22 protein-coding genes and 1 riboswitch are annotated in these 23,171 nt (G+C 38.1%); of the genes, 1 reads left to right on the forward strand and 21 read right to left on the reverse strand.

What is annotated here, in order from left to right; all coding sequences use genetic code 11:
• Window positions 1–19: 19 nt before the first annotated feature.
• The gene (locus ACFSW4_RS02600) at window positions 20–1,345 is read right to left on the reverse strand and encodes a sensor histidine kinase (protein WP_377327267.1); all 1,326 of its coding nucleotides are present in this window, start codon (window positions 1,343–1,345) and stop codon (window positions 20–22) included.
• A complete protein-coding gene (locus ACFSW4_RS02605) occupies window positions 1,346–2,026 on the reverse strand; it encodes a response regulator transcription factor (protein WP_377327269.1) in 681 nt (226 codons plus the stop codon).
• Between the two features lie 163 nt (window positions 2,027–2,189).
• Here ACFSW4_RS02605 and ACFSW4_RS02610 point away from each other — a divergent pair, with 163 nt between their 5' ends.
• Window positions 2,190–3,389, forward strand: a complete 1,200-nt coding sequence (locus ACFSW4_RS02610; protein ID WP_279401642.1) for a S1C family serine protease — start codon at window positions 2,190–2,192, stop codon at window positions 3,387–3,389.
• A 71-nt stretch (window positions 3,390–3,460) separates the two neighbouring features.
• Here ACFSW4_RS02610 and aceA read toward each other — a convergent pair whose 3' ends face one another.
• The 19 genes from aceA to sufC form a co-directional block, all read right to left on the reverse strand.
• Window positions 3,461–4,732, reverse strand: a complete 1,272-nt coding sequence (gene aceA, locus ACFSW4_RS02615; protein ID WP_377327272.1) for an isocitrate lyase — start codon at window positions 4,730–4,732, stop codon at window positions 3,461–3,463.
• Entirely contained in the window at window positions 4,722–6,293 is a 1,572-nt protein-coding gene (gene aceB / locus ACFSW4_RS02620; protein WP_377327274.1) for a malate synthase A, read from the reverse strand. Before aceB ends, aceA begins: the two co-directional genes overlap by 11 nt.
• 382 nt (window positions 6,294–6,675) lie before the next feature.
• Window positions 6,676–6,894, reverse strand: coding sequence for a hypothetical protein (locus ACFSW4_RS02625; protein ID WP_377327276.1), 219 nt, complete (start codon window positions 6,892–6,894; stop codon window positions 6,676–6,678).
• A gap of 61 nt (window positions 6,895–6,955) precedes the next feature.
• Window positions 6,956–7,060 carry a methionine/alanine import family NSS transporter small subunit gene (locus tag ACFSW4_RS02630; protein ID WP_279401644.1) on the reverse strand — a complete coding sequence of 35 codons (105 nt, stop codon included), beginning with the start codon at window positions 7,058–7,060 and terminating at the stop codon, window positions 6,956–6,958.
• Complete coding sequence (locus ACFSW4_RS02635) at window positions 7,057–8,616, reverse strand: sodium-dependent transporter (RefSeq protein ID WP_377327278.1); 1,560 nt, start codon at window positions 8,614–8,616, stop codon at window positions 7,057–7,059. The genes ACFSW4_RS02630 and ACFSW4_RS02635 overlap by 4 nt, the downstream gene beginning before the upstream one ends.
• 216 nt (window positions 8,617–8,832) lie before the next feature.
• Window positions 8,833–10,422: a Na+/H+ antiporter NhaC family protein gene (locus ACFSW4_RS02640; RefSeq protein WP_054753661.1), complete on the reverse strand. Its 1,590-nt coding sequence runs from the start codon at window positions 10,420–10,422 to the stop codon at window positions 8,833–8,835.
• 102 nt (window positions 10,423–10,524) lie between these two features.
• Window positions 10,525–10,693: riboswitch (Lysine riboswitch) on the reverse strand.
• Window positions 10,694–10,752: 59 nt separating this feature from the next.
• Entirely contained in the window at window positions 10,753–11,580 is an 828-nt protein-coding gene (yunB, locus tag ACFSW4_RS02645; protein ID WP_054753663.1) for a sporulation protein YunB, read from the reverse strand.
• A gap of 54 nt (window positions 11,581–11,634) precedes the next feature.
• A complete protein-coding gene (locus ACFSW4_RS02650; RefSeq protein WP_377327281.1) occupies window positions 11,635–12,732 on the reverse strand; it encodes an HD-GYP domain-containing protein in 1,098 nt (365 codons plus the stop codon).
• Between the two features lie 65 nt (window positions 12,733–12,797).
• Window positions 12,798–13,103: a YunC family protein gene (locus ACFSW4_RS02655; protein WP_054753671.1), complete on the reverse strand. Its 306-nt coding sequence runs from the start codon at window positions 13,101–13,103 to the stop codon at window positions 12,798–12,800.
• Between the two features lie 66 nt (window positions 13,104–13,169).
• Window positions 13,170–14,549 carry a bifunctional metallophosphatase/5'-nucleotidase gene (locus ACFSW4_RS02660; RefSeq protein WP_377327283.1) on the reverse strand — a complete coding sequence of 460 codons (1,380 nt, stop codon included), beginning with the start codon at window positions 14,547–14,549 and terminating at the stop codon, window positions 13,170–13,172.
• A 22-nt stretch (window positions 14,550–14,571) separates the two neighbouring features.
• Complete coding sequence (locus ACFSW4_RS02665; protein WP_377327285.1) at window positions 14,572–15,393, reverse strand: sulfite exporter TauE/SafE family protein; 822 nt, start codon at window positions 15,391–15,393, stop codon at window positions 14,572–14,574.
• Between the two features lie 185 nt (window positions 15,394–15,578).
• Window positions 15,579–16,262: a VOC family protein gene (locus tag ACFSW4_RS02670; protein WP_054753675.1), complete on the reverse strand. Its 684-nt coding sequence runs from the start codon at window positions 16,260–16,262 to the stop codon at window positions 15,579–15,581.
• Window positions 16,263–16,308: 46 nt separating this feature from the next.
• A complete protein-coding gene (locus ACFSW4_RS02675; protein ID WP_377327287.1) occupies window positions 16,309–16,818 on the reverse strand; it encodes a YfiT family bacillithiol transferase in 510 nt (169 codons plus the stop codon).
• Between the two features lie 22 nt (window positions 16,819–16,840).
• Window positions 16,841–17,239, reverse strand: a complete 399-nt coding sequence (locus tag ACFSW4_RS02680; protein WP_377327289.1) for a DUF6157 family protein — start codon at window positions 17,237–17,239, stop codon at window positions 16,841–16,843.
• 173 nt (window positions 17,240–17,412) lie between these two features.
• Window positions 17,413–18,810: a Fe-S cluster assembly protein SufB gene (sufB, locus tag ACFSW4_RS02685; protein WP_054753681.1), complete on the reverse strand. Its 1,398-nt coding sequence runs from the start codon at window positions 18,808–18,810 to the stop codon at window positions 17,413–17,415.
• Between the two features lie 44 nt (window positions 18,811–18,854).
• Window positions 18,855–19,304, reverse strand: coding sequence for a Fe-S cluster assembly sulfur transfer protein SufU (gene sufU / locus ACFSW4_RS02690; RefSeq protein WP_054753684.1), 450 nt, complete (start codon window positions 19,302–19,304; stop codon window positions 18,855–18,857).
• Window positions 19,294–20,514 carry a cysteine desulfurase gene (locus ACFSW4_RS02695; protein ID WP_377327291.1) on the reverse strand — a complete coding sequence of 407 codons (1,221 nt, stop codon included), beginning with the start codon at window positions 20,512–20,514 and terminating at the stop codon, window positions 19,294–19,296. The genes sufU and ACFSW4_RS02695 overlap by 11 nt, the downstream gene beginning before the upstream one ends.
• Entirely contained in the window at window positions 20,514–21,821 is a 1,308-nt protein-coding gene (gene sufD, locus ACFSW4_RS02700) for a Fe-S cluster assembly protein SufD (protein ID WP_377327293.1), read from the reverse strand. The genes ACFSW4_RS02695 and sufD overlap by 1 nt, the downstream gene beginning before the upstream one ends.
• A gap of 21 nt (window positions 21,822–21,842) precedes the next feature.
• Window positions 21,843–22,628 carry a Fe-S cluster assembly ATPase SufC gene (gene sufC, locus ACFSW4_RS02705; RefSeq protein WP_054753686.1) on the reverse strand — a complete coding sequence of 262 codons (786 nt, stop codon included), beginning with the start codon at window positions 22,626–22,628 and terminating at the stop codon, window positions 21,843–21,845.
• Window positions 22,629–23,171: the final 543 nt, after the last annotated feature.

Here is a 23,171-nt window from a genome sequence, read left to right on the forward strand (position 1 = left end):
TAAAGGTTTGTCGGCAAGTTTAGCTTTCCTTCCATGGAAATTCAATCACAAATCTCGCCCCACCTAATGAGGATTGTTCGACTTTAATTTGGCCTTGTGATTGCTCGATTATCGTTCTTGCAATTGCAAGGCCTAAACCTGTCTCCCCTCCTTTGCCTTTTACAAAACGGTTAAAGATATGCGGAATTAGATCTTCTGGTATTCCGTTTCCATCATCTTCAATGACAATCTCAGTCCCTTTCACATAAACACTTACTCTCGATCGAGCATGCCTAATAGCATTAACCACAATGTTAGAAATAGCCTGCAAGAATTTTTCACGATCAACTCGCATTTCAAAATGAGACCTTTCTACAACATCAAATTGTACTTGTTCTTGTTCTGCTAACGGTATCATGCGGCTTTCAACATCTTTGAGCAACTCATCAGACCTCACCCACTCTGCTTCATACGGAAGCTCCTCACTTTCAAGCTTGGCAAGCCAAATCATCTCATTAATGATTTTCTTAAGACGATTGATTTCAACAACCATCGTCTCAAGGCCTTGATCGCGCTCTTTCCCTTCAAATACGCCTTCCTTAATCCCTTCTGCATAACCTTGTATCGTCATTAGAGGTGTTTTAAGTTCGTGACTCGCATTTTGGAAGAAAGCCTGCTGGGACTGCATGTAATTTTTTAATTCTTGAGCCATATCAAATAAACTCTGTTCAACCTCTTTTATCTCACCACTTGCTTGAACCCGCTTCAGGTCGTCAAAGCGTCGTTTTTCAACCTTTTTTAATTCTTGTTTAAGTAACGTTAGTGGCTTTACTAAACGGTTGGTCAAAAGGTAACTTAGAAAGACGGCTAAAGCTCCTCCAATTAAAAACACAACTAATAATCGGTTAAAAAACTGCCCCTGAACATTTTGAAGATCCTTAATCGGGGTTAACAATACTAGCTCAAGGCCACTTTGGTTCGTTTTCACGATACGGGAGGTGACGTATTTTTGCGACGTTCCTTCCCATAATTGATTAGAGTAATCGTTAAAATAACCTTGATTGTAAAACTGGCGTGTATCTTCTACAGGCATCGTTGAATACAAGACCGCGTTTTCTTTTGAATTATATAAAATCAATTCACCATCTTGAGAATTTAAAAAATCCTGAAACTCATTAGCTGATTGGACGGAACCATATTCTCTATTTAAGATGTCAATTAGGATTTCACCTTTTTGTCTAAGCTGAACCTCTTCTTTTTCAATAAGCATGTCCATTATGAGTGAATAGGTCACAAAGCCCGTGACGGTTAAAATAACGATTAGTAATGTCGTAAAAGCTAAGTTCAGCTGCGTTCTTAATCTCATTTAAGATCCCTCATCAATTTTCAATCGGTACCCATATCCCCATACCGTTTCTAATGGAATGTTCGGTAATTTTTTTCTGAGTCTTTTAATTAGATCATCGACAGCTCGATCACTTCCAAAATAATCATCTCCCCATACCCTGTCAAGTAGCTCTTCTCTTGAGTATGCACGGTTAGGATGCTCGGCAAACAGCGTTAGCATATCAAATTCTTTTGATGTTAGCTCAGTTTCTTGATCGCCCCAAAACACACGTCGCTCATTAATATCGACCTTAAGCTGGTTGACCTCGATTGCTTTATATGACTTAGTTTCAGGCGTATGGTCAATACGCTTAAACAATCGTTTGACTCTTGCTACTAACTCTCCAGGGCTAAACGGTTTAGTTAAATAATCATCCGAGCCTAACTCAAGTCCTAATATTTTATCAATATCTTCATCTTTAGCGGAAATAATGATAATTGGTACATCACTGGTTTCTCTAATCTTTTTACAAAAATCAAATCCATCCATACCAGGTAACATAATATCTAAAATCCACATATCAGGTGGAGTGGTAGTATGTAGTGTCATCGCTTCTTCAGCACGGTCAAATATAATTGTCTCAAAATTTGACTTCTTCAAATAAGCTGAGACGATTTGCTGGATATGTGGGTCATCTTCTACAATGGCGATTTGTTTCATCTGTGTCACCTCCACTACTTATATACCCTATGTTACAACTATTTTATAAAAAATGAGAAGAATCCTTTATGAATTACACACTTTTTATACATTTTTCTTAAATGATTGCCACAAAAATATTCCATAATATTAATTGAAAACTATTTGGATGAGGTGATGAAACATGGGTTTTGAAGAAAATCAAATACAAGAACAACAAGACCACCAACATCATGAACATAAACCGAAACGAAAGAATGGCATAGGTAAGATTTTAACGGCAGGAATTGTAGGCGGACTCATCGCAACCTTTTTAACCGCCTTCTTGCTATCTAGTAATATATTAACGAGCGCACAAGATGAACCAAATGAAGAATCACAAAAGCAAACTGAAATCTCAGATCAAATATTTAAAGATGCATCGATTTCAGCCGATTTAAACGAATTATCTGAAGCAATCGTTGGCGTCGTTAATATTCAAAAGCAAAACGTATTTGACAAAGGATCAGAAGCCGGTACTGGTTCAGGTATTATTTATAAAAAAGACGGAGAATCAGCTTACGTGGTGACGAACCAGCACGTAATTAATGGAGCCAAAGAAGTTGAAGTTGTCTTAAATAAAGATCAGCGAATTGATGCAGAAGTATTAGGAGAAGATTCTTTAACAGACCTTGCTATTTTAAAAATTGACGGTAAGCATGTAGATACGGTGGCTAAACTAGGAAGCTCTAGCAATGTTAAAACCGGGGACCCAGTTGTAGCAATTGGGAACCCGTTAGGATTAGAGTTTTCAAACTCGGTTACTAAAGGTATTATTAGTGGTAAAAACCGTTCGTTAAGCGTTGATACAAACGGTGACAGACAGCCTGATTGGGTAACAGACGTTCTTCAAACTGATGCAGCGATCAATCCTGGTAACAGTGGCGGTGCGCTTGTTAACTCTAAAGGCGAAGTGATAGGCATTAACTCTATGAAAATCGCAAAACAACGCGTCGAGGGTATGGGTTTTGCCATTCCTATCGATCAAGCGAAGAAAATTATGTCTGACCTTGAGAAGCACGGCGAAGTGAAAAGACCATTAGTCGGCGTTAGTGTTGTGAAAATGAACCAAGTACCTCAGCCATATGTACAAAATATTGAAGTACCAGAAGGCGTTGAAAATGGTATTGTCGTTGCTCAAATTGAAGATGGATCACCAGCTGATAAAGCAGGTTTAAAACAATATGACGTCATTACCAAAATTAATGATCAAGAGATTAAGAACTTACTTGATTTAAAAGTATATCTGTATAACAAAGTCAAAATTGGTGACGAAGTAGAGTTAACGTATTATAGAAATGGCGAAAAACAAACCGCAACGTTAACATTAGATCAGACGATATAATAAGTGAAGCGCAGGAGGCTAAGAATAGCCCCTGCGCTTTTTTCATTTAATAGCTTGTGAAAAGTGCAAGTTTAAAACTGTTCTGCTTCCGTTGAACCCGCTAGTGCTACGGTTGAGGACGTCCCGCCTGATATGACTTGTGCGACTTCATCAAAATAGCCAGTTCCAACTTCACGCTGGTGCCTAGTTGCTGTATAGCCGTCTTTTTCACTAGCAAATTCAGCTTGCTGAAGCTCGGAATAGGCTGCCATACCATGATCTTTATAGTTTTTAGCTAAATCGAACATACTGTGGTTGAGTGCATGGAACCCTGCAAGCGTGACAAACTGGAATTTATATCCCATTTGGCCTAATTTATTTTGGAACTCTTTAATCTCAGCGTCTGATAACTTACGCTTCCAGTTAAATGATGGTGAGCAGTTATAGGCTAATAGTTTACCAGGGTATTTCTCATGAATCGCATCAGCAAAGCGCTGCGCTTCTTCTAAATTCGGTTCAGCTGTTTCGCACCAGACTAAGTCAGCATAAGGCGCATAAGCTAACCCGCGAGAGATCGCTTGACCTAGACCTGCTTTTGTTCGGTAAAAACCTTCTGCGGTACGTTCCCCTGTAATAAATGGCTCATCGTAAGGGTCCAGATCACTTGTTATTAGATCTGCTGCATTCGCATCCGTACGTGCGATGATGAGTGTAGGTGTTCCCATTACATCTGCTGCTAGTCGTGCTGATACTAAGTTACGAACCGCTGTTTGAGTTGGAAGTAAAACTTTCCCACCCATATGTCCGCATTTTTTCTCAGATGCTAATTGGTCCTCGAAATGGACCGCTGATGCTCCAGCTTCGATCATCCCTTTCATGAGTTCAAACACATTGAGCTGTCCGCCAAAACCAGCTTCAGCATCCGCAACAATTGGGGCAAACCAATCAACCGAGTCGTCACCTTCCGCGTGATGAACTTGATCAGCTCGTTGTAATGCCTGATTGATTCGCTTAACAACATGCGGAACACTATTAGCCGGATACAAACTTTGGTCAGGATACATGTGACCAGATAAATTAGCATCAGCTGCAACCTGCCAACCACTTAAATAAATCGCTTTAAGCCCGGCTTTAACCTGTTGAACTGCCTGATTACCGGTCAGCGCACCTAATGAATGCACGTAATCCTCTTCATGCAGAAGCTTCCAAAGCTTTTCTGCCCCTTTTGTCGCCAGCGTATAGTCAATATCGATGGACCCTTTTAAACGTTCAACATCCTCAGGAGCATAAGGTCGCTCAACATTTTTCCATCTTTCATGATGATCCCAATCATTTCTTAACTTTTCGATTCGATTAAAGTTCATTATCGTCTCCCCCTTGAACTAATAATTGATATGCTGGAATCGTTAAAAATGCTTCAAAATCATCTGATGTCACTAGACTCATAAATAACCGGCAAGCTTTCGGTTCCTGCTCTTTTAAATCTTCCGGTAATAAAGATTCCACTAAGTCTATGGTGACCTGTCTACCATCTTCTAATTTAACTTCGTGCTGAATCCACTGCCAGACCTGAGCCCTGGAGATTTCTGCGGTTGCTGCATCTTCCATTAAGTTGTTTAATGGTACAGCCCCACGACCTTTTAACCATGCTGCAATATACTGAATCCCAACGACAATATTGGTTTTTAACCCTTGTTCCGTTACTTTTCCGTTTGGCACTTCAAGCAGATCTCCAGCTGTTATATGAACATCATCTCTTTGGCGGCTTATCTGATTCGTACCATCCATAAATTTAGTGAAGACATCGAGCGCTAAGTTGACCATGCCAGGGTGCGCGACCCACGTCCCATCATGACCATCCCGAACCTCACGCTCTTTATCCATCCGTACCTTTTCAAAGGCTGCTTCGTTAGCCTTAGGATCATTTTTAACTGGAATTTGCGCAGCCATTCCGCCAATCGCAGGTGCGTTTCGCTTATGACAAGTCTGGATAGCCAGCAGAGAATACGCTCTCATAAATGGCGATTCCATTGTGACAGTAGCTCTGTCAGGTAGCACATAGTTAGGATCATGATGAAATTTTTTAATATAGCTGAAAATGTAATCCCACCGTCCGCAGTTTAGCCCAGCAGAATGATCTTTTAATTCGTATAAAATTTCATCCATTTCAAATGCAGCTGTAATCGTTTCAATTAAAACCGTTGCCTTAATGGTCCCTTGAGGAATTCCTAAGTAATCTTGAGCAAATATAAAGACATCATTCCACAATCTAGCTTCTAGGTAGTTTTCTAACTTCGGTAAATAAAAATATGGGCCTGAACCACGGCTGATTAATTCTTTTGCATTATGGAAAAAGTAAAGTCCGAAATCTACTAGGCTCCCAGACATTGGCTCACCATCAACTACTAGATGCTGTTCATCTAAGTGCCAACCTCTAGGTCTGACAATTAGGACAGCTGGGTCTTCATTTAATTTATACTCTTTTCCGTTCTCTGAAGTAAAATCGATTTGACGTCTTATGGCATCCTTAAGGTTGATCTGCCCATTCATCATGCTTTCAAAAGTAGGTGATGAGGCATCTTCAAAATCAGCCATAAACGTTTTAGCACCTGAATTAAGTGCGTTAATAATCATCTTGCGATCAACTGGACCCGTAATTTCAACCCTTCTGTCTAATAAATCATCCGGTAATGGTGCAACCGTCCAGTCACCCGCTCGAATATCTTCCGTGTCTTTTAAGAAATTAAGTTGCTCTCCGTTTTGCAATCTCTCCGTTTGTAACTGACGATTTTGTAACAATCCAATACGACGGTTGTTAAAACGATTATGAAGCTCATACAAGAAGTCTAGTGCTTCATTTGTTAGTACGTCATCTAAATGATCCACTTGACTCTTAATATTTACTTGCTTAACATTCTCAATCAATCCATTACCCTCCTACTGTTTTAATACATAAATTACATTTAGTTATTGTTATATAACAACTACAGCAAAAAAATTAATCTTCCTTTTTTGAAAGACAGTAATCACATTCTAAAAGTGCTACACCCTCATCTACTGGCTTACCACACTCTTGGCAAATGTGTTTCATCTGCAAAACTCCTTTCTGTTACATTACAATATATTATTATTTGTTCTGTTATAAAACAGTTTATTCTTATATTCAGAAAAATGCAACACTTTTTGATAAAATTAATTTTAACTAATTCACTAAGTCCGTTGATATCAGCCTTCGTCAATTTAAAATAGTTCTTTTTGACTAAATAGCTACAATTCATCTTAATCATTTTGCTCCTATAAACGGATTTCAGCGCTTTATGAACGGAACTTTCTCGTTTATAAACGTAAATTCCTCTTCTATGAACGGCTTTTCTAATTCTATGAACGGAACTTTCTCGTTTATAAACGTAAATTCCTCTTCTATGAACGGCTTTTCTAATTCTATGAACAGAACTTCACATTTTATAAACGTAACTCCCATTTCTATTAAATGAACCTCATCTATGAAGCAATTTAATTCACTCACTTCAAGTTAATTCTTTGCAAACAAAAAAAGTGAGCAGACCTGAATCTGCTCACTTCATTTATTAATTTTCTTTTGATCGTTTAACAGCTGTTATAATACTTGCTGCTAAGCCTCCCCAAATAATCACCATACCAATAACCATGACTACAATTGCTTCTAATGTCATACGGCTTTATCCTCCTTTGATGAATATGCAGACTCACCTAAGAGCTCCGGGTTCCACTTTTTAAGTGTTAATAGTAAACCTAATATTAGCGCGCCAGCTGCTACGAACCAGCCACCGTATAAAATAAAGGCATCCGCATAACCTTCATAGTTACCATTTTCCGTATCAAACTGTTTTAATAAGTTTAACTCGAACAGTTTATACATTTGGTAACCTAAGATGATTGGTGTAATGAAGCCTAGCGAGACCTTCCACCATAATCCTAGTTTTATAGAAGATACGCTGTTTGCGTGTTCTTGGATTTTTCCAAGTTTGCGTAAAACCCACACAACCATTACAACTTCAACTAAGCCGATAAACGCGACACCAAACTGGTTAATGAAATAGTCAGCTGCGTCTAAGAAGAACAGGCCGCCTTGAGTTGCAAATAGTAGTGACACTAATGTCGCAAGACCACCACCGATTAAAACAGCTTTATTTCTAGAGACATTAAACTTCTCAGAGAAACCTGCTACATAAGTTTCTACAATCGAAATGAGTGATGACAATCCTGCGAGTACTAATGACGCAAAGAATAGGAAACCGAAGAATCCATTCATCCCTGGCAGTTCATTAATAATCGTCGGGAAGACAGCGAATGCTAAACCTACACCACCATCTACAACTTCACTAACAGCTACACCTGATACATTAGCTAAATAACCTAATGTTGCAAATACACCAATACCTGCAAGTAGCTCAAAACTTGAGTTACCAAAACCTACGATAAATGCGTTACCCGTAATATCAGAATCCTTCTTAAGGTAACTTGCATAAGTAATCATAATCGCAAAGGCGATTGATAAACTAAAGAAGATCTGGCCGTAAGCAGCTACCCAAACTTCAGCACTCCAAATTTTTGAAAAATCAGGTGTGAAGAATGCATTTAAACCTTGCGCTGCCCCATCAAGTGTGATGGCACGAATAACGATAACTAAGAATACTAAGACAAGTGTTGGAATAAAGATTCGGTTTGCAACTTCAATACCTCTACGTACACCTTTAAATAAAACGAATAGTACAATAGCCCAAACAAAGAGTAAAGGTATTAAGACACCTGGTACAAACGAACCTGTCTGACCAGCACTTACTAGAAATTCACCACTACTATCAGTTAGTCCTAAATATTCATACAAGAACGCCCCAGGTGAATCTCCCCACTTTTGTCCAAATGAGAAATAAGCATACATGATTGACCAAGCAATAATTGCACCGTAATAAGTTGAGATTACAAACGACACAAATACGGCCCACCAACCTAGCCATTCTGTTTTCTTATTCATACGAGAAAATGTTAACGGTGCAGATCCGCGAAATCTATGACCTAATGAAAATTCCATAATTAATAGTGGGATCCCCGCCGTTAATAGAGCGATAAGGTAGGGAATGAAGAAGGCACCTCCACCACTGTCATACGCTGTTGCTGGGAAACGCCAGATGTTACCTAGTCCAACAGCTGAACCAACTGCTGCTAGGATAAACCCTAGCCTTGTACCCCATTGAGCACGATTTTCCATCTCTTACTCCCCTTTCAGTTTGTTTATAAAAGTTTATGCCCAGGCCTTAATTTTAATGAATTTTATATATATTCAGACTATTAAGACCATAAGTGTATATAAAGTATTGTAACCAATGGCCTAGAGCATGTCAAAGTTTTTTTCAGAAATTTCAATTAACATATTTATACAATAAAAAAGCACAATGACGGTTGTCATTGCGCTTCCTTCATTATATTAGTTAGTTGATATTCTCCTGTAAACCAGGTACGCCATTAAGACTAAAGTACCAACCGTTACAAGTAGACCTAGAATCATAGAGCTTGTAAAAGCAAACATTAGATAGCCAAAGATTGAAGCTAAAGCTGCTAGAATCGCATAAGGAATTTGAGTTAACACGTGATCAATATGGTTCGATCCTGCACCTGTCGATGATAGTACAGACGTATCTGAAATTGGTGAGCAGTGATCCCCGAATACTGATCCTGCTAAGACAGCACCTAATGCAGGAACAAAGAAGCTTGGGTCAGTCGTTGCCGCGATTTGACCAGCAATTGGAAGCATGACACCAAATGTTCCCCATGATGTACCAGTTGCGAATGCCATTAGTCCTGCTACTATAAAGATAATGAGCGGTAAGAAAGCAACATTAAACTCCGCTTCTTTAACTTTTTCAGCTATAAACTCACCTGTTCCAATGCCATCAATTACACCAACAATCATCCATGCTAGCACTAGAATATAAATTGCAGGCAACATCGCCTTAATACCTTCCCAAACGACTCTGATGAAATTCGACTTTTCTCCAGATTGAATTAAGAAGAATAAGATTCCAACGACAACTGCTGATAAACCACCCATCACAAGTGAATAGTTAACGTTTGTATTGGCAAATGTTGAAACCACCGATACTTCACCTTCAGTTGCTTGAATCCCTGTGTAAATCATTAACGAGACAGTCACAGCTACTAACACTAAAATTGGTAGTACTAAATGATATATTTTTCCATGATCATTTTCTTTAACATCATCCTGAAGGTCACCTGGTACATCCGAACGCAATGGATCAATTAGTTCACCAGACTGCTGCGCACGCACCTCGTGTTCTCTCATCAGACCAAAATCTAGCTTCATTTTAATAACTAAGAATACTAGGATAATAGCTGCAATGGCGTAAAAGTTATAACCAATCGTTCCAATAAATGAATTGAACGCGGTGTAGTTATTTAGGGATTGATCAGCGATAATCGTGCCGATAATCCCAATAATGTAAGCACCCCAACTAGATATAGGCGATAGCACTGTAACAGGTGCAGACGTTGAATCAATTAAGTAAGCTAACTTTGCACGCGAAACCTTTTGTCTGTCCGTTATTGGGCGGGAAACCTGTCCAATGGTTAAACTATTAAAATAGTCATCTATAAAAATTCCGAGACCTAATAAACCAGCTGTGTACTGTGAACCTTCTCTTGTCTTAATTTTCTGGATAGCCCAATTACCAAATGCTCTTGCACCACCAGTTGCGGTTAAGAAGGCGATTAAAATTCCTAACAATAGTAAGAACAAGACGAGCTGAACACTCCACATATCCCATTCCCCTAATGAGAAAGAGCCATTTGGAGATAAATTCATGCCACCTAAGTAAAATAAATCTCTAAATGATGCCCAAATGGTGACGATTGTGTCTTTAATGTTGAAGCTTTCAATCATTAAAGCACCGACAACAATTCCAGCTCCAAGTGATAATAATACTTTTCTCGTTAACAGAACAAGTAAAATCATCACAATCGGCGGAATCAGTGAATACCAAGTGCCGACAAAGTCCATCTTTACATTCCTCCTAAAAAATATGATTAGTACAAGTTTATTCCAAATAAAAAAAGTAATGATAGAGAAATCTACCATTACTTCACACAGACTGGTTATTTCTCGATCAGTAGCTCCCCGCTAAGTGCGAGAGTATATACCTTTTTCAGATATACACCAACACCCATTTCTTGACGAAAATGAAATGCTTCGGCAAATAACCCTTTCATGTACAGTCATCGTTGTCATCCTCATGCACATTACTCTTGTTAGTTGCGCCTCTACCTCATCGATTGATAAGGTTTATCTAGTTGTTTTAAAATTTTACTTTGTTAATATAGCACAGAATTATTAATTTTGTAAACCACCAAATTGTTCTCCTTCTTTAAATTCACTATATGGAATTGAAATACTCGGTGGGTTACTATTACTACCACCTTTACTATAAAAATCAGGAACTAAGCCCTGAATCACGCCAACATAAACAGGAATCGTCGTCACTACTTCAGTCGTTTTAGTAGAAAATGGAATAACAATTTGAACATTGACTTTAATTTCAATTTCTAATCTAACTAAAGCATTATTAATACCATATTCTTCGAGTGTTGTGATAAAATCTGGCTGCACATCACCAATGACACTAAAGTTAACTGGAACTTTGGGTCCTAGATTGGCCAAAAGTGTATTACCAGTCGCCTGACCAATAGGGATCTCAACTAAAGCTGGGTCCTTTTTCGTTTCATCTGGCTCAATCACTTCATCCTCTTCTTCCTCAATGTCAAAATCAAGTGAGTTCCCAATCGGATTTTCCCCACGCTCTAATCGTTTTAAATAATTTTGCACTCTAAAAGTCGCGTTTCTTAAAACGGTGTTGACGACAACTGAATTCCAGCTCATGGACACAATGTTTCCATCATTATTCGTCTCAAATTGAACTAAGTCTTCAGCACTTAAATCCTTAGCAATCCTCTGACTAACAGCTTCATTGATGGCTTCACGAGCATACTGGCCTGTTCGAGTCTCGGCTATATCAATTAACGTCGGTTCAATCCCACGATTAATTATATATATAGAAAAAACGAGAGAGATGACTAAAGTGACGAATGTAAACATGATAATCTGTCCAAATGTTTTAGGTTTTCGTTTTTTAAAAGGTTTAGATCGGTGTGTGATGCGCATGAAGAAAACCCCCTCGAAACATTTTATGTCCGAGAGGGTTCTGATATGTACAAATTAAGATGGTGTTGTATTGCACTCCGTAATGACGACTGATGGATTAAAAGCTAAATTCAAATCATACACCTGACTTGTATGTATTTCATGCTCTTGTTCTTCCAAAATCCTTATAACAGGTCGATCAGGTACTTTCGTTTGGTGTGCAATAATTCCTTTGCGTCCATCACTTAAGGCTACGTAGGAACCATTAGGATAAATTGAAATATGCCGCTTAAATAATTCGATATACTCCTGCGAATACTGAGTTCCGCTTCCAGAGTACAAAATCTCAAGACCTTCATGAGGCAAAAACGCATTTCGGTAAACACGATTGGATGTGACCGCATCGAAAACATCTGATACGGCCATGATTTTAGCATACTCATGTATATTAGATTCTTTAAGACCTAGTGGATAACCACTACCATCCAACCGTTCATGATGCTGATAAGCGCAATTAGCCACTGCCTGAGGAATCTGTTTAAACTGTTTAAGAATCTCATACCCGTATGTTGTATGTTCTTTTACGACTTCAAATTCCATGTCCGTTAATTTTCCTGGCTTATCAATAATTGACTTTGGAACGTGCATTTTACCGATATCATGCAGCATCGCACCAATTCCAATTTCTTCAATCTGTCGCTCTGAAAAGTTAAGTTCCCTCGCTAATACAAGGGTATACACGGTTACATTGACAGAATGGTTATATAAGTAATCATCAAACATAAAAATATCTGACATAATGGAAAGTATTTCATCATGTTCATTAACAACGTTAATAATTTCATTAACCGTCTCTTGAACTTCTTTAACAGAGCGCTCTAATACATATTGTTTATGTTCTTTCTCGTTGTACTGATCAAAAATTTTAAACGTCTGTCTTATTTTAGAAATCGCTTCCACACGAAGCTGTTCATCTATAATATTTTGAGGCATAATATCCTCTGATAAGGCATCCTCTATATAAACATAGCGGAAATTAAACTCTTTTAACCGCTTTATTAGTTTTTGGGTAAAAATAACTTCTTTTTGTAATAATATGCGACCATAAGCGTCAATAATTGGTTTTGCAAGCTGATCTCCTGGCCTGAGTGCATCAATTGTTACAGCTTTCATAGTTTTCCCCTTAAATAGACATCTTTTTAACTATCATAAGCTTTTATGACAATTTTTTCAATGACTTATTTTAACCGAAGGAGTGCCTGCTTCCCAATCATACCTTCTTCCCAGCCAAAAGTTTCTTTTGCGTAGTTTGTCACTTTTTGTAAAGGGGCGTACAGTAGTTCATCCCTCGATCTGACACCGACTGCTCTACCTGCTACTATTTTTCGATCGGCTAACTTTGCATTTAATAGGTCAACATCTAAAGCCCCGCACATAATGTAACCAATATCATTTGAGATCACTAATAAATCTGTTTTCGGTAATTCAACATGAACAAATGTGAAAGGAACGTCATCTATCCAAATCGGTTCTACATGTACCATTTATTATCCTCCTCCTCCTTCTCATATACCGTATGAAGACAAAAAAAAGAAGTGCCTGTCAGACCTCTAATTTAAGGTAGATAGGCACTCTTCTAAAATATCGCGTAAAAACTCTGGCAAAAAATAATGTTTATCTTTTACCGATGAGATTGGAGGAACTAACCAAGGAAAAGAAAAAGTATCCGCAGTTGCGACAGTGAACGTCTCGTGGGGATCTACTTTCTCACCATTTACATAGACTGTCTCCACATAATTCGTGTCATGATGGTAATCGAGTTCAATATTTGAATAGACCATTTTACCAATTTGTTTGCCTCTAAAACCTAACCCTTTTAGTTCAAACTCAATAAAGCGGTCTTGTTCAAACATTCTAACCGTTTCAATTAATTCGCGGCCAGTTAAGACCATCGTACAAGGGTTCATAGGATGTGGACAGCTTTGATGCACATCGCCTCTGGTGACTGTTCCCTTTTCAAAACCATTTAATAAAACACCCGAATTTAGCATAGCACAATCAGATTTTGTCCATTTTCTTAAGGTGTTCACAAATGCTTTCATAAGTGGTGTTTCTTGTAACCAATTGATTGGATAAGGCCTGCTTAGATTCGCAATTTCTCGATTAAGTTTAGACTTTGCGCTATCATTAAGTTCTTGTAGTAAATGAAGTGATGCTTGGTCATCCGCCTCATTTTCGATTTTTACAGCATGGCCATCAGAATTGATGACTTTCTGCGCTTGATGATCAAATGTTAACGAAATAGCTCCGTAGTAATACCCATGTTTTCCGACGGCGGTAATTAACGTTCCAAAATGATGTTGACCTTGTCTTAATAAATGATGCGTATGTCCACCCATAATCACGTCAATATCAAACTGTTCTGCGATAGATTCGTCTGAATTAATCCCTAAATGAGACAAAAGCACGAACACATCTGTTTGCTTACGAATTTCGTTATAATATTCTTTTAACATATCAAATGGATCATGCGTTTGCCATCCCAACTTTTCGTAAAAGGCTTGAAATGGTGCAGTTAGCCCCAAAACACCAATTTTAATACCAGATGGTGTTTCATAGATTTTATATGGCTTAAGCCATTTAGGGTTTGCCTCATATTTAGGTTCTACATTGGCGCAAACGACATCAAACTGTGCTTCGTCATAAAGGTGATAAAGTTTGTCACTAGGTAAAGTAATACCTTCATTGTTTCCAAGTGTTGCAACATTGAACTTAGCTTCGTTTAATAGTGTTACATTATCACTGCCTAAAGATGCTTCCGTAATGGGGTGCGATCGATCCAAATGATCGCCATTATCGAATAGCATATAAAACTCTTGATCAAACTGATGCTTATAAGTTCTCTCTTTTATGTCATGCATAATTTTAGGCCAGTTTTCAAAATGGCTATGTAGATCGCTAGTAAAATATAAATGTAGCGTTTCCTTCATACTCCATCTCCTTCATTGGCAATTACATAATGAGCCGTATACCAATTATAATCATTAACAAACGTAATATCCATTCAAGCACCTGACTGTTTAACCGTTGATTTGCCTTTGCTCCTAGTACTCCGCCTACCCATGCTCCAGGCACAGCTAATACTGCGTACTCCCAAATCACATTACCAGCGACTACGTGTGCACTAGAGGAAACAATGCTTGAAACAAAAATCATAAACATAGACGTCGGTGCCGCAATATGCGCTGGAAAACTAAAGAATAAAATCATGGCCGTCACCATCAGCGACCCGCCACCTATGCCAAACAAACCAGAAATCATACCGACGAAAAATGAGATGATGATGCCAAAAATGATTGAATAAGAATACTCAACTTTTTTACCAGCCAAATTAAACTCGCGGTGAACATAAAACTTTTTCCCCTTAACATCACGGGCCTTTGCAAATTGAAGTAAATAATCTTTTACAAAAAATAAACTTGCTAGAATTAGCATTAGAATTCCAAAATAAAGCTCGAAGGAATCAATATTAACATAACTATTTAACCAAACGCCAACTAAAGCCCCGGGGATACTTCCGGTTAGAAAAACAAGTCCACTATAAATGTCTACCCGTTTACTTTTTAAATATGTAAGAGTGGATGATAACCCGGTAAAGATCATAATTAATAAAGACATCGCCACCACATTTTGCGGTGTTACCCAACTGAATGACTCAGAGAACTTAGATAGGAACAGTAAGGATGGTACAAAAATTAATCCGCCGCCTAAACCAACTAAACTCCCCATAAACGCACTTGCAAGCCCAATAACAAGCATGACTATAAACATCATATGCAATCCCTCTTTCTAATATAAGATTAGCATAGATTAATGAGAATAAAAATAAAACACCCATCGCAAGAATGTAACATGACATGGATAGGTGTTTCGTTTTTATCGACCCCATTTTGGAAAATATCGACCCTGAATTTTTCCGAACGGGGAAAAGAAATGATATATCGACCCTTAAACTAATTTTATCGACTTTTTGCGATTAAAAATTCATGATGATCATTAACAATCAAACGTTCATTCGTATCTAACGTCATTTCAATAGGGTGGATTTCGGATTGTTTATCAGAGAAAATCCATCTTCTACCTGGTTGTATTAATAATAAAAATGGACCATTAGAATTCTCACCCATAAAATTCAATGACGAACCACTTATTGGGTCACCATCACGTTCGTTAAGTCCTAGTTCCATTAGTTGATGGCCAGTTGTAACGGCATTCCCAACCGTTAAGCTCATCTCACTAATATTTAAAATACTATTTGCAGAAAACGGAACTTCACTTTTTTCAGCATAAGAATGCCTGCAAATAAACTCAACAATGTTTCCCGCAGGATCATAAAAGTAAATGGAATGCGCAGATAAATGAGAGAAATCTGCTTCATCCTCTCCATCTTCTAAATTTAGTTTTACTTTAGATTTTGCCCATGCTTTAGCTTCACTAAACTTATTAGATGGGATATCTAATGCAAAATGGTAATAGGGATTGCCTTTAACATTATGGGATGTAAATTCCAATAGACTAGCACCTGCTAAAACTTGAAACCTGTTTTCGGATTCTTCGTTCAAAGTCATTCCAAGAGTCTTTGTGTAAAACTGTTTCATACTTTCAATGTTCCTAGTTCTTAATATAACCTTCTTAATGTGCAAAAAAATTCTCTCCCTGTTGTTTTGTTTAATCTATAAATAGATAATATCACTTTGATAGCGCAATTTTGATATGAGCTAAATGATGCTCTTCGTGCCAGGCTAACTTTGCTACTTTAGTTGCGACTGTTATTTCACCATTTACCTCATGAGTAAATGCTCGATCTAATTGCTCTTCAGTTAAACTGGATCCTAAAGATACAATGCGTTCATTAATGCCTTCTAACATCTTAATCGAGCTTTCAACAGGAAGCTTTGTATCTGGTTGAATGGCCCATTTATCCTGATCAAAAGCTGGTACGGTAGGATTATTATCTGTTAAAGCCAGCTTCAAACGCTGAAACATGTTTAACTGAGAATCTGCAATGTGATGAACGAGCTCACGAACTGTATAACTACCGTCACGATAAGTTTTGCTTAATTCTTCTTCACTTAATGAATCAACCGTTTCTCTTAATCGTTCTGTGTAAGTTTCGATTTCTTTTAGCCATTCTTGAACATGTTCTAATGTAACGTTATTAGGAACTTGTAATTCCCCTATTGGAAATTTAACATCCATTATGAATCCTCCTCTTTATTATTCACCTTTTAGATTTCATAGCTTTTAATTTTTTGATATCTTCTCTATCTTTAAGTGTTTGATACCTCTTAGACTCTACCGGGATTAATTCTGCTTTCCCATTAGAGTCAAAATAAATCCCCCAGCCAAAACGTTTTGGCAATGCAGAAGTCCTCATACATGCACGGCTTTTAGCTAAGAAACGTGCCTTTTCTTCTTTACGCCGATCTTCAGGAATTCTTTTGTGTTTCATATGCACTTCAAATTGCAATTCATCCTGAGTATAGATACCTGGTCCCTCATTAAGAAGTTGATACTCGATTTCAGCTATTGTTTGCTTCTTTCGTTTGGATTCTGGAACCTTGCTTTCAGAAACGGAACAATCATCAGAAATTAAAATGAACGTATCATAGTAATTCACGTACTTTCCTCCTTAATTTTAAAACTTACTAACCCAAAACTATAATGCATGACTTGTAAAAGAAATAACCTATAAACTATTTTCTATGATTAATTAGTGGTTTCCTTTAAACTAAGCGAAAAATAAAAAATAACCCTTGATATAAGCTGAGTTATATCAAGAGTTATTAAATCTTAACCGATTGACCCTTCCATTTCAAACTTAATTAAACGGTTCATTTCTACCGCATATTCCATTGGAAGTTCTTTTGTAAATGGCTCGATGAAGCCCATGACGATCATTTCTGTCGCTTCTTCTTCAGAAATACCGCGGCTCATGAGATAGAATAACTGTTCTTCAGATACTTTCGATACTTTCGCTTCGTGTTCTAATGAGATGTTTTCATTTAGAACTTCGTTGTAAGGGATTGTATCTGATGTTGATTCATTATCTAAGATTAACGTGTCACACTCAATGTTAGAGCGTGCGCCGTCAGCGTTTTTACCAAAGTGTACGATACCACGATACGTTACTTTACCACCTTGCTTCGAGATGGATTTAGAAACGATTGTCGATGAGGTATTTGGTGCCAAGTGGTGCATTTTTGCACCTGCATCTTGGTGCTGACCTTTACCGGCTAACGCGATTGATAATGTCATACCACGAGCGCCTTCTCCTTTAAGAAGAACAGCTGGGTATTTCATTGTTAATTTAGAACCTAAGTTACCGTCTACCCATTCCATTGTTGCGTTCGCATCTGCTGAAGCACGTTTTGTAACTAAGTTATAAACGTTGTTTGCCCAGTTTTGGATGGTTGTATAACGGCAGTATGCGTCTTTCTTAACGAAAATTTCAACGACCGCACTGTGTAGTGAGTTAGTTGAATAAACAGGTGCTGTACAACCTTCAACATAGTGTACAGAAGAACCTTCATCTACAATGATTAACGTACGTTCGAACTGACCCATGTTTTCTGAGTTAATACGGAAGTACGCTTGTAGAGGCGTTTCAACCTTCGTGTTCTTCGGTACGTAGATGAATGAACCACCTGACCAAACAGCTGTATTTAGTGCTGAGAATTTGTTATCAGAAGCTGGAATTAGTTTACCGAAGTACTCTTTGAAAAGTTCTTCGTTTTCCTTAAGTGCTGTATCTGTATCCTTGAATACAACACCCATTTCTTCTAATTCTTTCTCCATGTTGTGGTATACAACTTCTGATTCATACTGTGCAGATACACCTGCAAGGTATTTTTGCTCTGCTTCTGGAATCCCTAAACGATCAAACGTCTGCTTAATCTCATCAGGTACCTCATCCCATGAACGTTGAGTACGTTCAGAAGGTTTAACATAGTACGTAATTTCGTCAAAGTCTAATTCGTTTAAGTCTCCGCCCCACTGTGGCATTGGCTTGCTATAGAATTTTTCTAAAGCTTTTAAACGATACTCTAACATCCACTCAGGTTCATCTTTTCTCGCTGAAATCTCACGAACCACTTTTTCAGTAAGACCACGCTCAGTACGGAAAACAGACACGTCACGGTCATGGAAACCATACTTGTAATCGCCTACTTCTGGTGCCTTTTTAGCCATGTAGTACCCCTCCTTTAAATAATTAGGTGGTGAGAAGAACGACCTTATTCGTCTTCTTTTTCAACACCTTGTTCCATAGCTTTCCAAGCTAATGTTGCACATTTTATTCTTGCTGGGAATTTAGAGACCCCTTGTAAAGCTTGAATGTCTCCCAAATCCTCTAATTTATAATCTGCTGTATCAACTTCTTCACCAAGCATCATATCAGAGAACATTTTTGAAATTTTAACTGCATCTTCAACGTTTTTCCCGATAATGACTTGAGTCATCATTGAAGCTGACGACATTGAAATTGAACAACCTTCACCTTCGAATTTTGCATCTTCTACGATACCGTCATTGACTTTAAGTTGTAAATCAATTCGATCACCGCAAGTCGGGTTATTCAGTTCAACTGTGATGTGATCACCTTCAAGTTTCCCGCGATTACGTGGATTCTTGTAGTGATCCATAATCACCTGTCTGTAAAGTGTATCTAAGTTATTAAAAGACATCACCGAAATACTCCTTTGTTTTGCGTAATCCTTCAACTAGTAAATCTACATCCTGCTTACTATTATACAGATAAAAGCTAGCTCTTGCAGTCGCAGCAACTTGTAATTCTTTCATTAGTGGCTGTGCGCAGTGATGACCTGCGCGAACCGCGATACCTAATGAATCAAGTGCCGTTGCCGAATCATGTGGGTGAACATCATCTAAATTAAATGTTACTAAGCCAGCTCGTTCTCTAGGACCGTAGATTGTGATGCCATCTATTTGTTCCATTTGCTCTAGTGCGTATTTTGCTAATTCTTGTTCGTGTTCTTCAATGGCTTCCATGCCCACTTCATTTAAGAAGTCTATAGCTGCTCCAAGTCCAATGGCTCCAGCAATAATAGGTGTTCCACCTTCAAACTTCCACGGAAGCTCTTTCCAAGTTGAATCATATAGGTTAACGAAATCAATCATTTCCCCGCCAAATTCAACTGGCTCCATGTTTTCAAGTAAGTGCTGCTTACCATATAGAACACCTACACCTGTTGGACCACACATTTTATGAGCTGAAAATGCATAGAAATCAGCATCTAAGTCTTGAACATCGACACTCATGTGCGGAACGCTTTGTGCGCCATCAACAACAATGACAGCACCATTGTCGTGAGCAATTTTCGCGACTTCTTTAATCGGATTAATTGTTCCTAGTACATTGGAAACATGAGACATCGCAACTATTTTAGTTCGATCTGTCACCATTTCACGTACATCATCTAACGAGATCGTACCATCTTTTTGAAGTGGTAAATATTTTAATGTTGCACCAGTTACTTTCGCCACTTGCTGCCAAGGGATGATATTACTATGGTGCTCCATTTTGGTTAAAACAATTTCATCACCTTCAGATAGGTTCTCACGTCCATAACTGTGGGCGACTGTATTAATCGCCGTTGTCGTACCTCTAGCGAAGATGACTTCCTTTATGCTTTTAGCATTAATAAATTCTCTTACTTTTTCACGTGCGCCTTCATAACCTTCAGTTGCTCTCGAACCAAGGGTGTGTACCCCACGGTGAACATTTGAGTTATAAAGCTCATAATAATTTTTCACCGTGTCGATGACAGTTTGAGGTTTTTGAGACGTCGCAGCACTATCTAAATAAACTAATGAATGTTCGTTAACCTTCTGATCTAAAATCGGAAACTGTTTGCGAACTGTTTCATTTAACATTAATAAACTTTCCCTTCGATGACCTCACGTAGCTGATTTTGAACCGTTTCAATTGGAATCTCATTTACAACAGGGCTTAAGAAACCGTGAATGACTAAGCGCTCGGCTTCTTGTTGAGAGATACCACGGCTCATTAGATAGTACAACTGAACTGGATCAACGCGTCCGACTGATGCTGCGTGACCAGCTGTTACATCATCCTCATCAATTAATAGAATTGGGTTCGCATCTCCGCGAGCTCCAGGGCTTAGCATTAACACGCGTGATTCTTGCTCAGCGTTAGCCTTAGTACCGCCGTGTTCAATTTTACCAATTCCATTAAAAATAGATGATGCATTATCTTTCATAACACCATGCTGTAAGATATAACCGTCTGTTTCCTTACCATGGTTAACAATTTTAGCTGTAAAGTCTTGTTTTTGATCGCCACGACCAACTGATACTGACTTAGCATTACATACACCGTTATCACCTAATAAGTGAGTTAGGTTTTCTGAAATTGTGTTACCATCATTCATTTGACCTAATGCCCATTCTAATGTTGCATCACGACCAACAGTACCACGACGGTTTACATAAGTTGTCGTACCTTTTTCGAAGTTATCAACTGCACCGTAAGATACTTTAGCGTTATCTAAAGCAAAAACTTCACTTACAATATTCGCAACTGATTGTTCAGTTTTATTTTGAGATACGTAGTTCTCAACATACGTCACTTCACTATTTTGATCTGCAACTAATAATACATGGTTAAACAGTGCTGCTTCTGGGTCTTCTTGCCAGAATACAACTTGAACTGGTTTTTCTATTTTTACGTTTTTAGGAACGTATAGGAAAACTCCACTGTTTAATAAAGCTGCATGACGCGCTGTTAACTTATTTTCATCAACAGATACGCCTTCTTGCATGAAATATTTCTTAACAAGATCTTCATTCTCACTCATGGCAGTGAAAATATCTTTGAAAATAACACCTTGATCTTCTAATTCTTTAGATAATGAGGCATATGCCACATCATTATTACGAACGATAATTAAGTTATCGTTTGTTGACTTTTCGCCGAGTAAAACACGAACTTTTTCAGGTAGCTCTTCATAATTCTCAACTTTAGCTCCTTCAACGTCATGCTTGAAACTTGTGAAGTTCCAATCACGAATACGTGTTTTTTCTAGTTTTGGCATCGGTAAGTCTTCAGCTAATTCCGCTGCTTTAAGACGTAGATCGCGGAACCACTGAGGTTCATTACGACGCTCGGAATACTGCGTGATATATTCTTTATCATAAGGTAGCTGTGTTTCCACTGTCATCCTTTTACCTCCTATCTCTAGTTACGCGTTTTGACCTACAGTTTCATCTTCAATTCCTAGTTCTTCTTTAATCCAGTCGTAACCTTCAGCTTCTAAGCGTTGAGCTAGTTCTGGACCACCAGATTTCACAACGCGACCTTGCATCATTACGTGTACTTGATCTGGAGTAATGTAGTCTAATAGACGCTGATAGTGAGTAATGATTAAGCAACCAAACTCTTCGTTACGCATTTTATTAATACCTTTTGATACAACTTTTAATGCATCGATATCTAGACCAGAGTCAATTTCATCTAAAATTGCAATCGCTGGTTCTAGCATCATTAATTGTAAGATTTCGTTACGTTTTTTCTCACCGCCTGAGAAACCTTCATTTAAGTAACGTTGTGCCATGTTTTTATCAATCTCTAAATAATCCATTGTGTCATCCATTTTCTTAATGAATTGCATTAATGGAATTTCATCGCCTTCTTCACGCTGTGCGTTAATAGAAGAACGTAAGAAGTCAGAGTTTGTTACACCGCTAATTTCACTTGGGTACTGCATAGCTAGGAATAAACCTGCTTGTGCACGCTCGTCAACTTCCATTTCTAATACGTCTTCTCCGTCTAAAAGGACTTGACCTTTCGTCACCTCGTATTTTGGATGACCCATAATTGCACTAGCTAATGTTGATTTACCAGTACCATTTGGTCCCATCACTGCGTGGAATTCTCCACCTTTAATGGTTAAGTTAACTCCTTTTAAGATTTCTTGCCCTTCAATTTCGACATGAAGATCTTTAATTTCTAAAGTTGATGCTGCCATTAATAATACCTCCATTTTCTATATTAAAAATTGATGGTCATTCTCAATTTATTCTCATTATCAGTTTATAACATTTATAATTTATATTCAACTTTTATAATAAGAATAACCACACGATTCATACCTATACCATTATATAAGAAATTTTGTCAGATTTAAACGAAAAAGGCATGTTTGGTGTTATTAACTGTATTATTACCTGTTTCTCAATAGTAGATCGTATGATACGCTAACAGGCGACGCTTTCCTGGGGGCACGGACTCAACTTCCCGAAACTTGCTCAGCTCGTTTCGCGTGATTTTCGTCTCGTGCTTATTCCCCTAGGAGTCTTCGCCTTTTCGCTATTCTGAATAAATTGAATATAAAATAGAAAATGAGGCTGGGACATAACTAGCTTAAAATAACGTAAAAAAGGCACCAACCATGAAAAGTTTATGTTTTGGCGCCTTTTTTTGCTAGGACTATAATATTTTAAACTTGTTTTAGTGTTCATGGCGGTGTACTTTCTTAAGTTCACCGCCATGAACGCAAATCCTAATTCGT

Source organism: Piscibacillus salipiscarius, from assembly GCF_042685285.1.
In the GTDB taxonomy this organism is placed as follows: Bacteria; Bacillota; Bacilli; order Bacillales; family Alkalibacillaceae; genus Piscibacillus; species Piscibacillus salipiscarius.

Bases quoted from the DNA above. Each gene is read 5' to 3' on its own strand.
- ACFSW4_RS02600 (WP_377327267.1), bottom strand. From the start codon at position 1,345: ATGAGATTAAGAACGCAGCTGAACTTAGCTTTTACGACATTACTAATC.
- ACFSW4_RS02605 (WP_377327269.1), bottom strand. From the start codon at position 2,026: ATGAAACAAATCGCCATTGTAGAAGATGACCCACATATCCAGCAAATC.
- ACFSW4_RS02610 (WP_279401642.1), top strand. From the start codon at position 2,190: ATGGGTTTTGAAGAAAATCAAATACAAGAACAACAAGACCACCAACAT.
- aceA (WP_377327272.1), bottom strand. From the start codon at position 4,732: ATGAACTTTAATCGAATCGAAAAGTTAAGAAATGATTGGGATCATCAT.
- ACFSW4_RS02630 (WP_279401644.1), bottom strand. From the start codon at position 7,060: ATGACATTAGAAGCAATTGTAGTCATGGTTATTGGTATGGTGATTATT.
- ACFSW4_RS02635 (WP_377327278.1), bottom strand. From the start codon at position 8,616: ATGGAAAATCGTGCTCAATGGGGTACAAGGCTAGGGTTTATCCTAGCA.
- ACFSW4_RS02640 (WP_054753661.1), bottom strand. From the start codon at position 10,422: ATGGACTTTGTCGGCACTTGGTATTCACTGATTCCGCCGATTGTGATG.
- yunB (WP_054753663.1), bottom strand. From the start codon at position 11,580: ATGCGCATCACACACCGATCTAAACCTTTTAAAAAACGAAAACCTAAA.
- ACFSW4_RS02650 (WP_377327281.1), bottom strand. From the start codon at position 12,732: ATGAAAGCTGTAACAATTGATGCACTCAGGCCAGGAGATCAGCTTGCA.
- ACFSW4_RS02655 (WP_054753671.1), bottom strand. From the start codon at position 13,103: ATGGTACATGTAGAACCGATTTGGATAGATGACGTTCCTTTCACATTT.
- ACFSW4_RS02660 (WP_377327283.1), bottom strand. From the start codon at position 14,549: ATGAAGGAAACGCTACATTTATATTTTACTAGCGATCTACATAGCCAT.
- ACFSW4_RS02665 (WP_377327285.1), bottom strand. From the start codon at position 15,393: ATGATGTTTATAGTCATGCTTGTTATTGGGCTTGCAAGTGCGTTTATG.
- ACFSW4_RS02675 (WP_377327287.1), bottom strand. From the start codon at position 16,818: ATGGATGTTAAATTTCCAATAGGGGAATTACAAGTTCCTAATAACGTT.
- sufB (WP_054753681.1), bottom strand. From the start codon at position 18,810: ATGGCTAAAAAGGCACCAGAAGTAGGCGATTACAAGTATGGTTTCCAT.
- sufU (WP_054753684.1), bottom strand. From the start codon at position 19,304: ATGTCTTTTAATAACTTAGATACACTTTACAGACAGGTGATTATGGAT.
- ACFSW4_RS02695 (WP_377327291.1), bottom strand. From the start codon at position 20,514: ATGTTAAATGAAACAGTTCGCAAACAGTTTCCGATTTTAGATCAGAAG.
- sufD (WP_377327293.1), bottom strand. From the start codon at position 21,821: ATGACAGTGGAAACACAGCTACCTTATGATAAAGAATATATCACGCAG.
- sufC (WP_054753686.1), bottom strand. From the start codon at position 22,628: ATGGCAGCATCAACTTTAGAAATTAAAGATCTTCATGTCGAAATTGAA.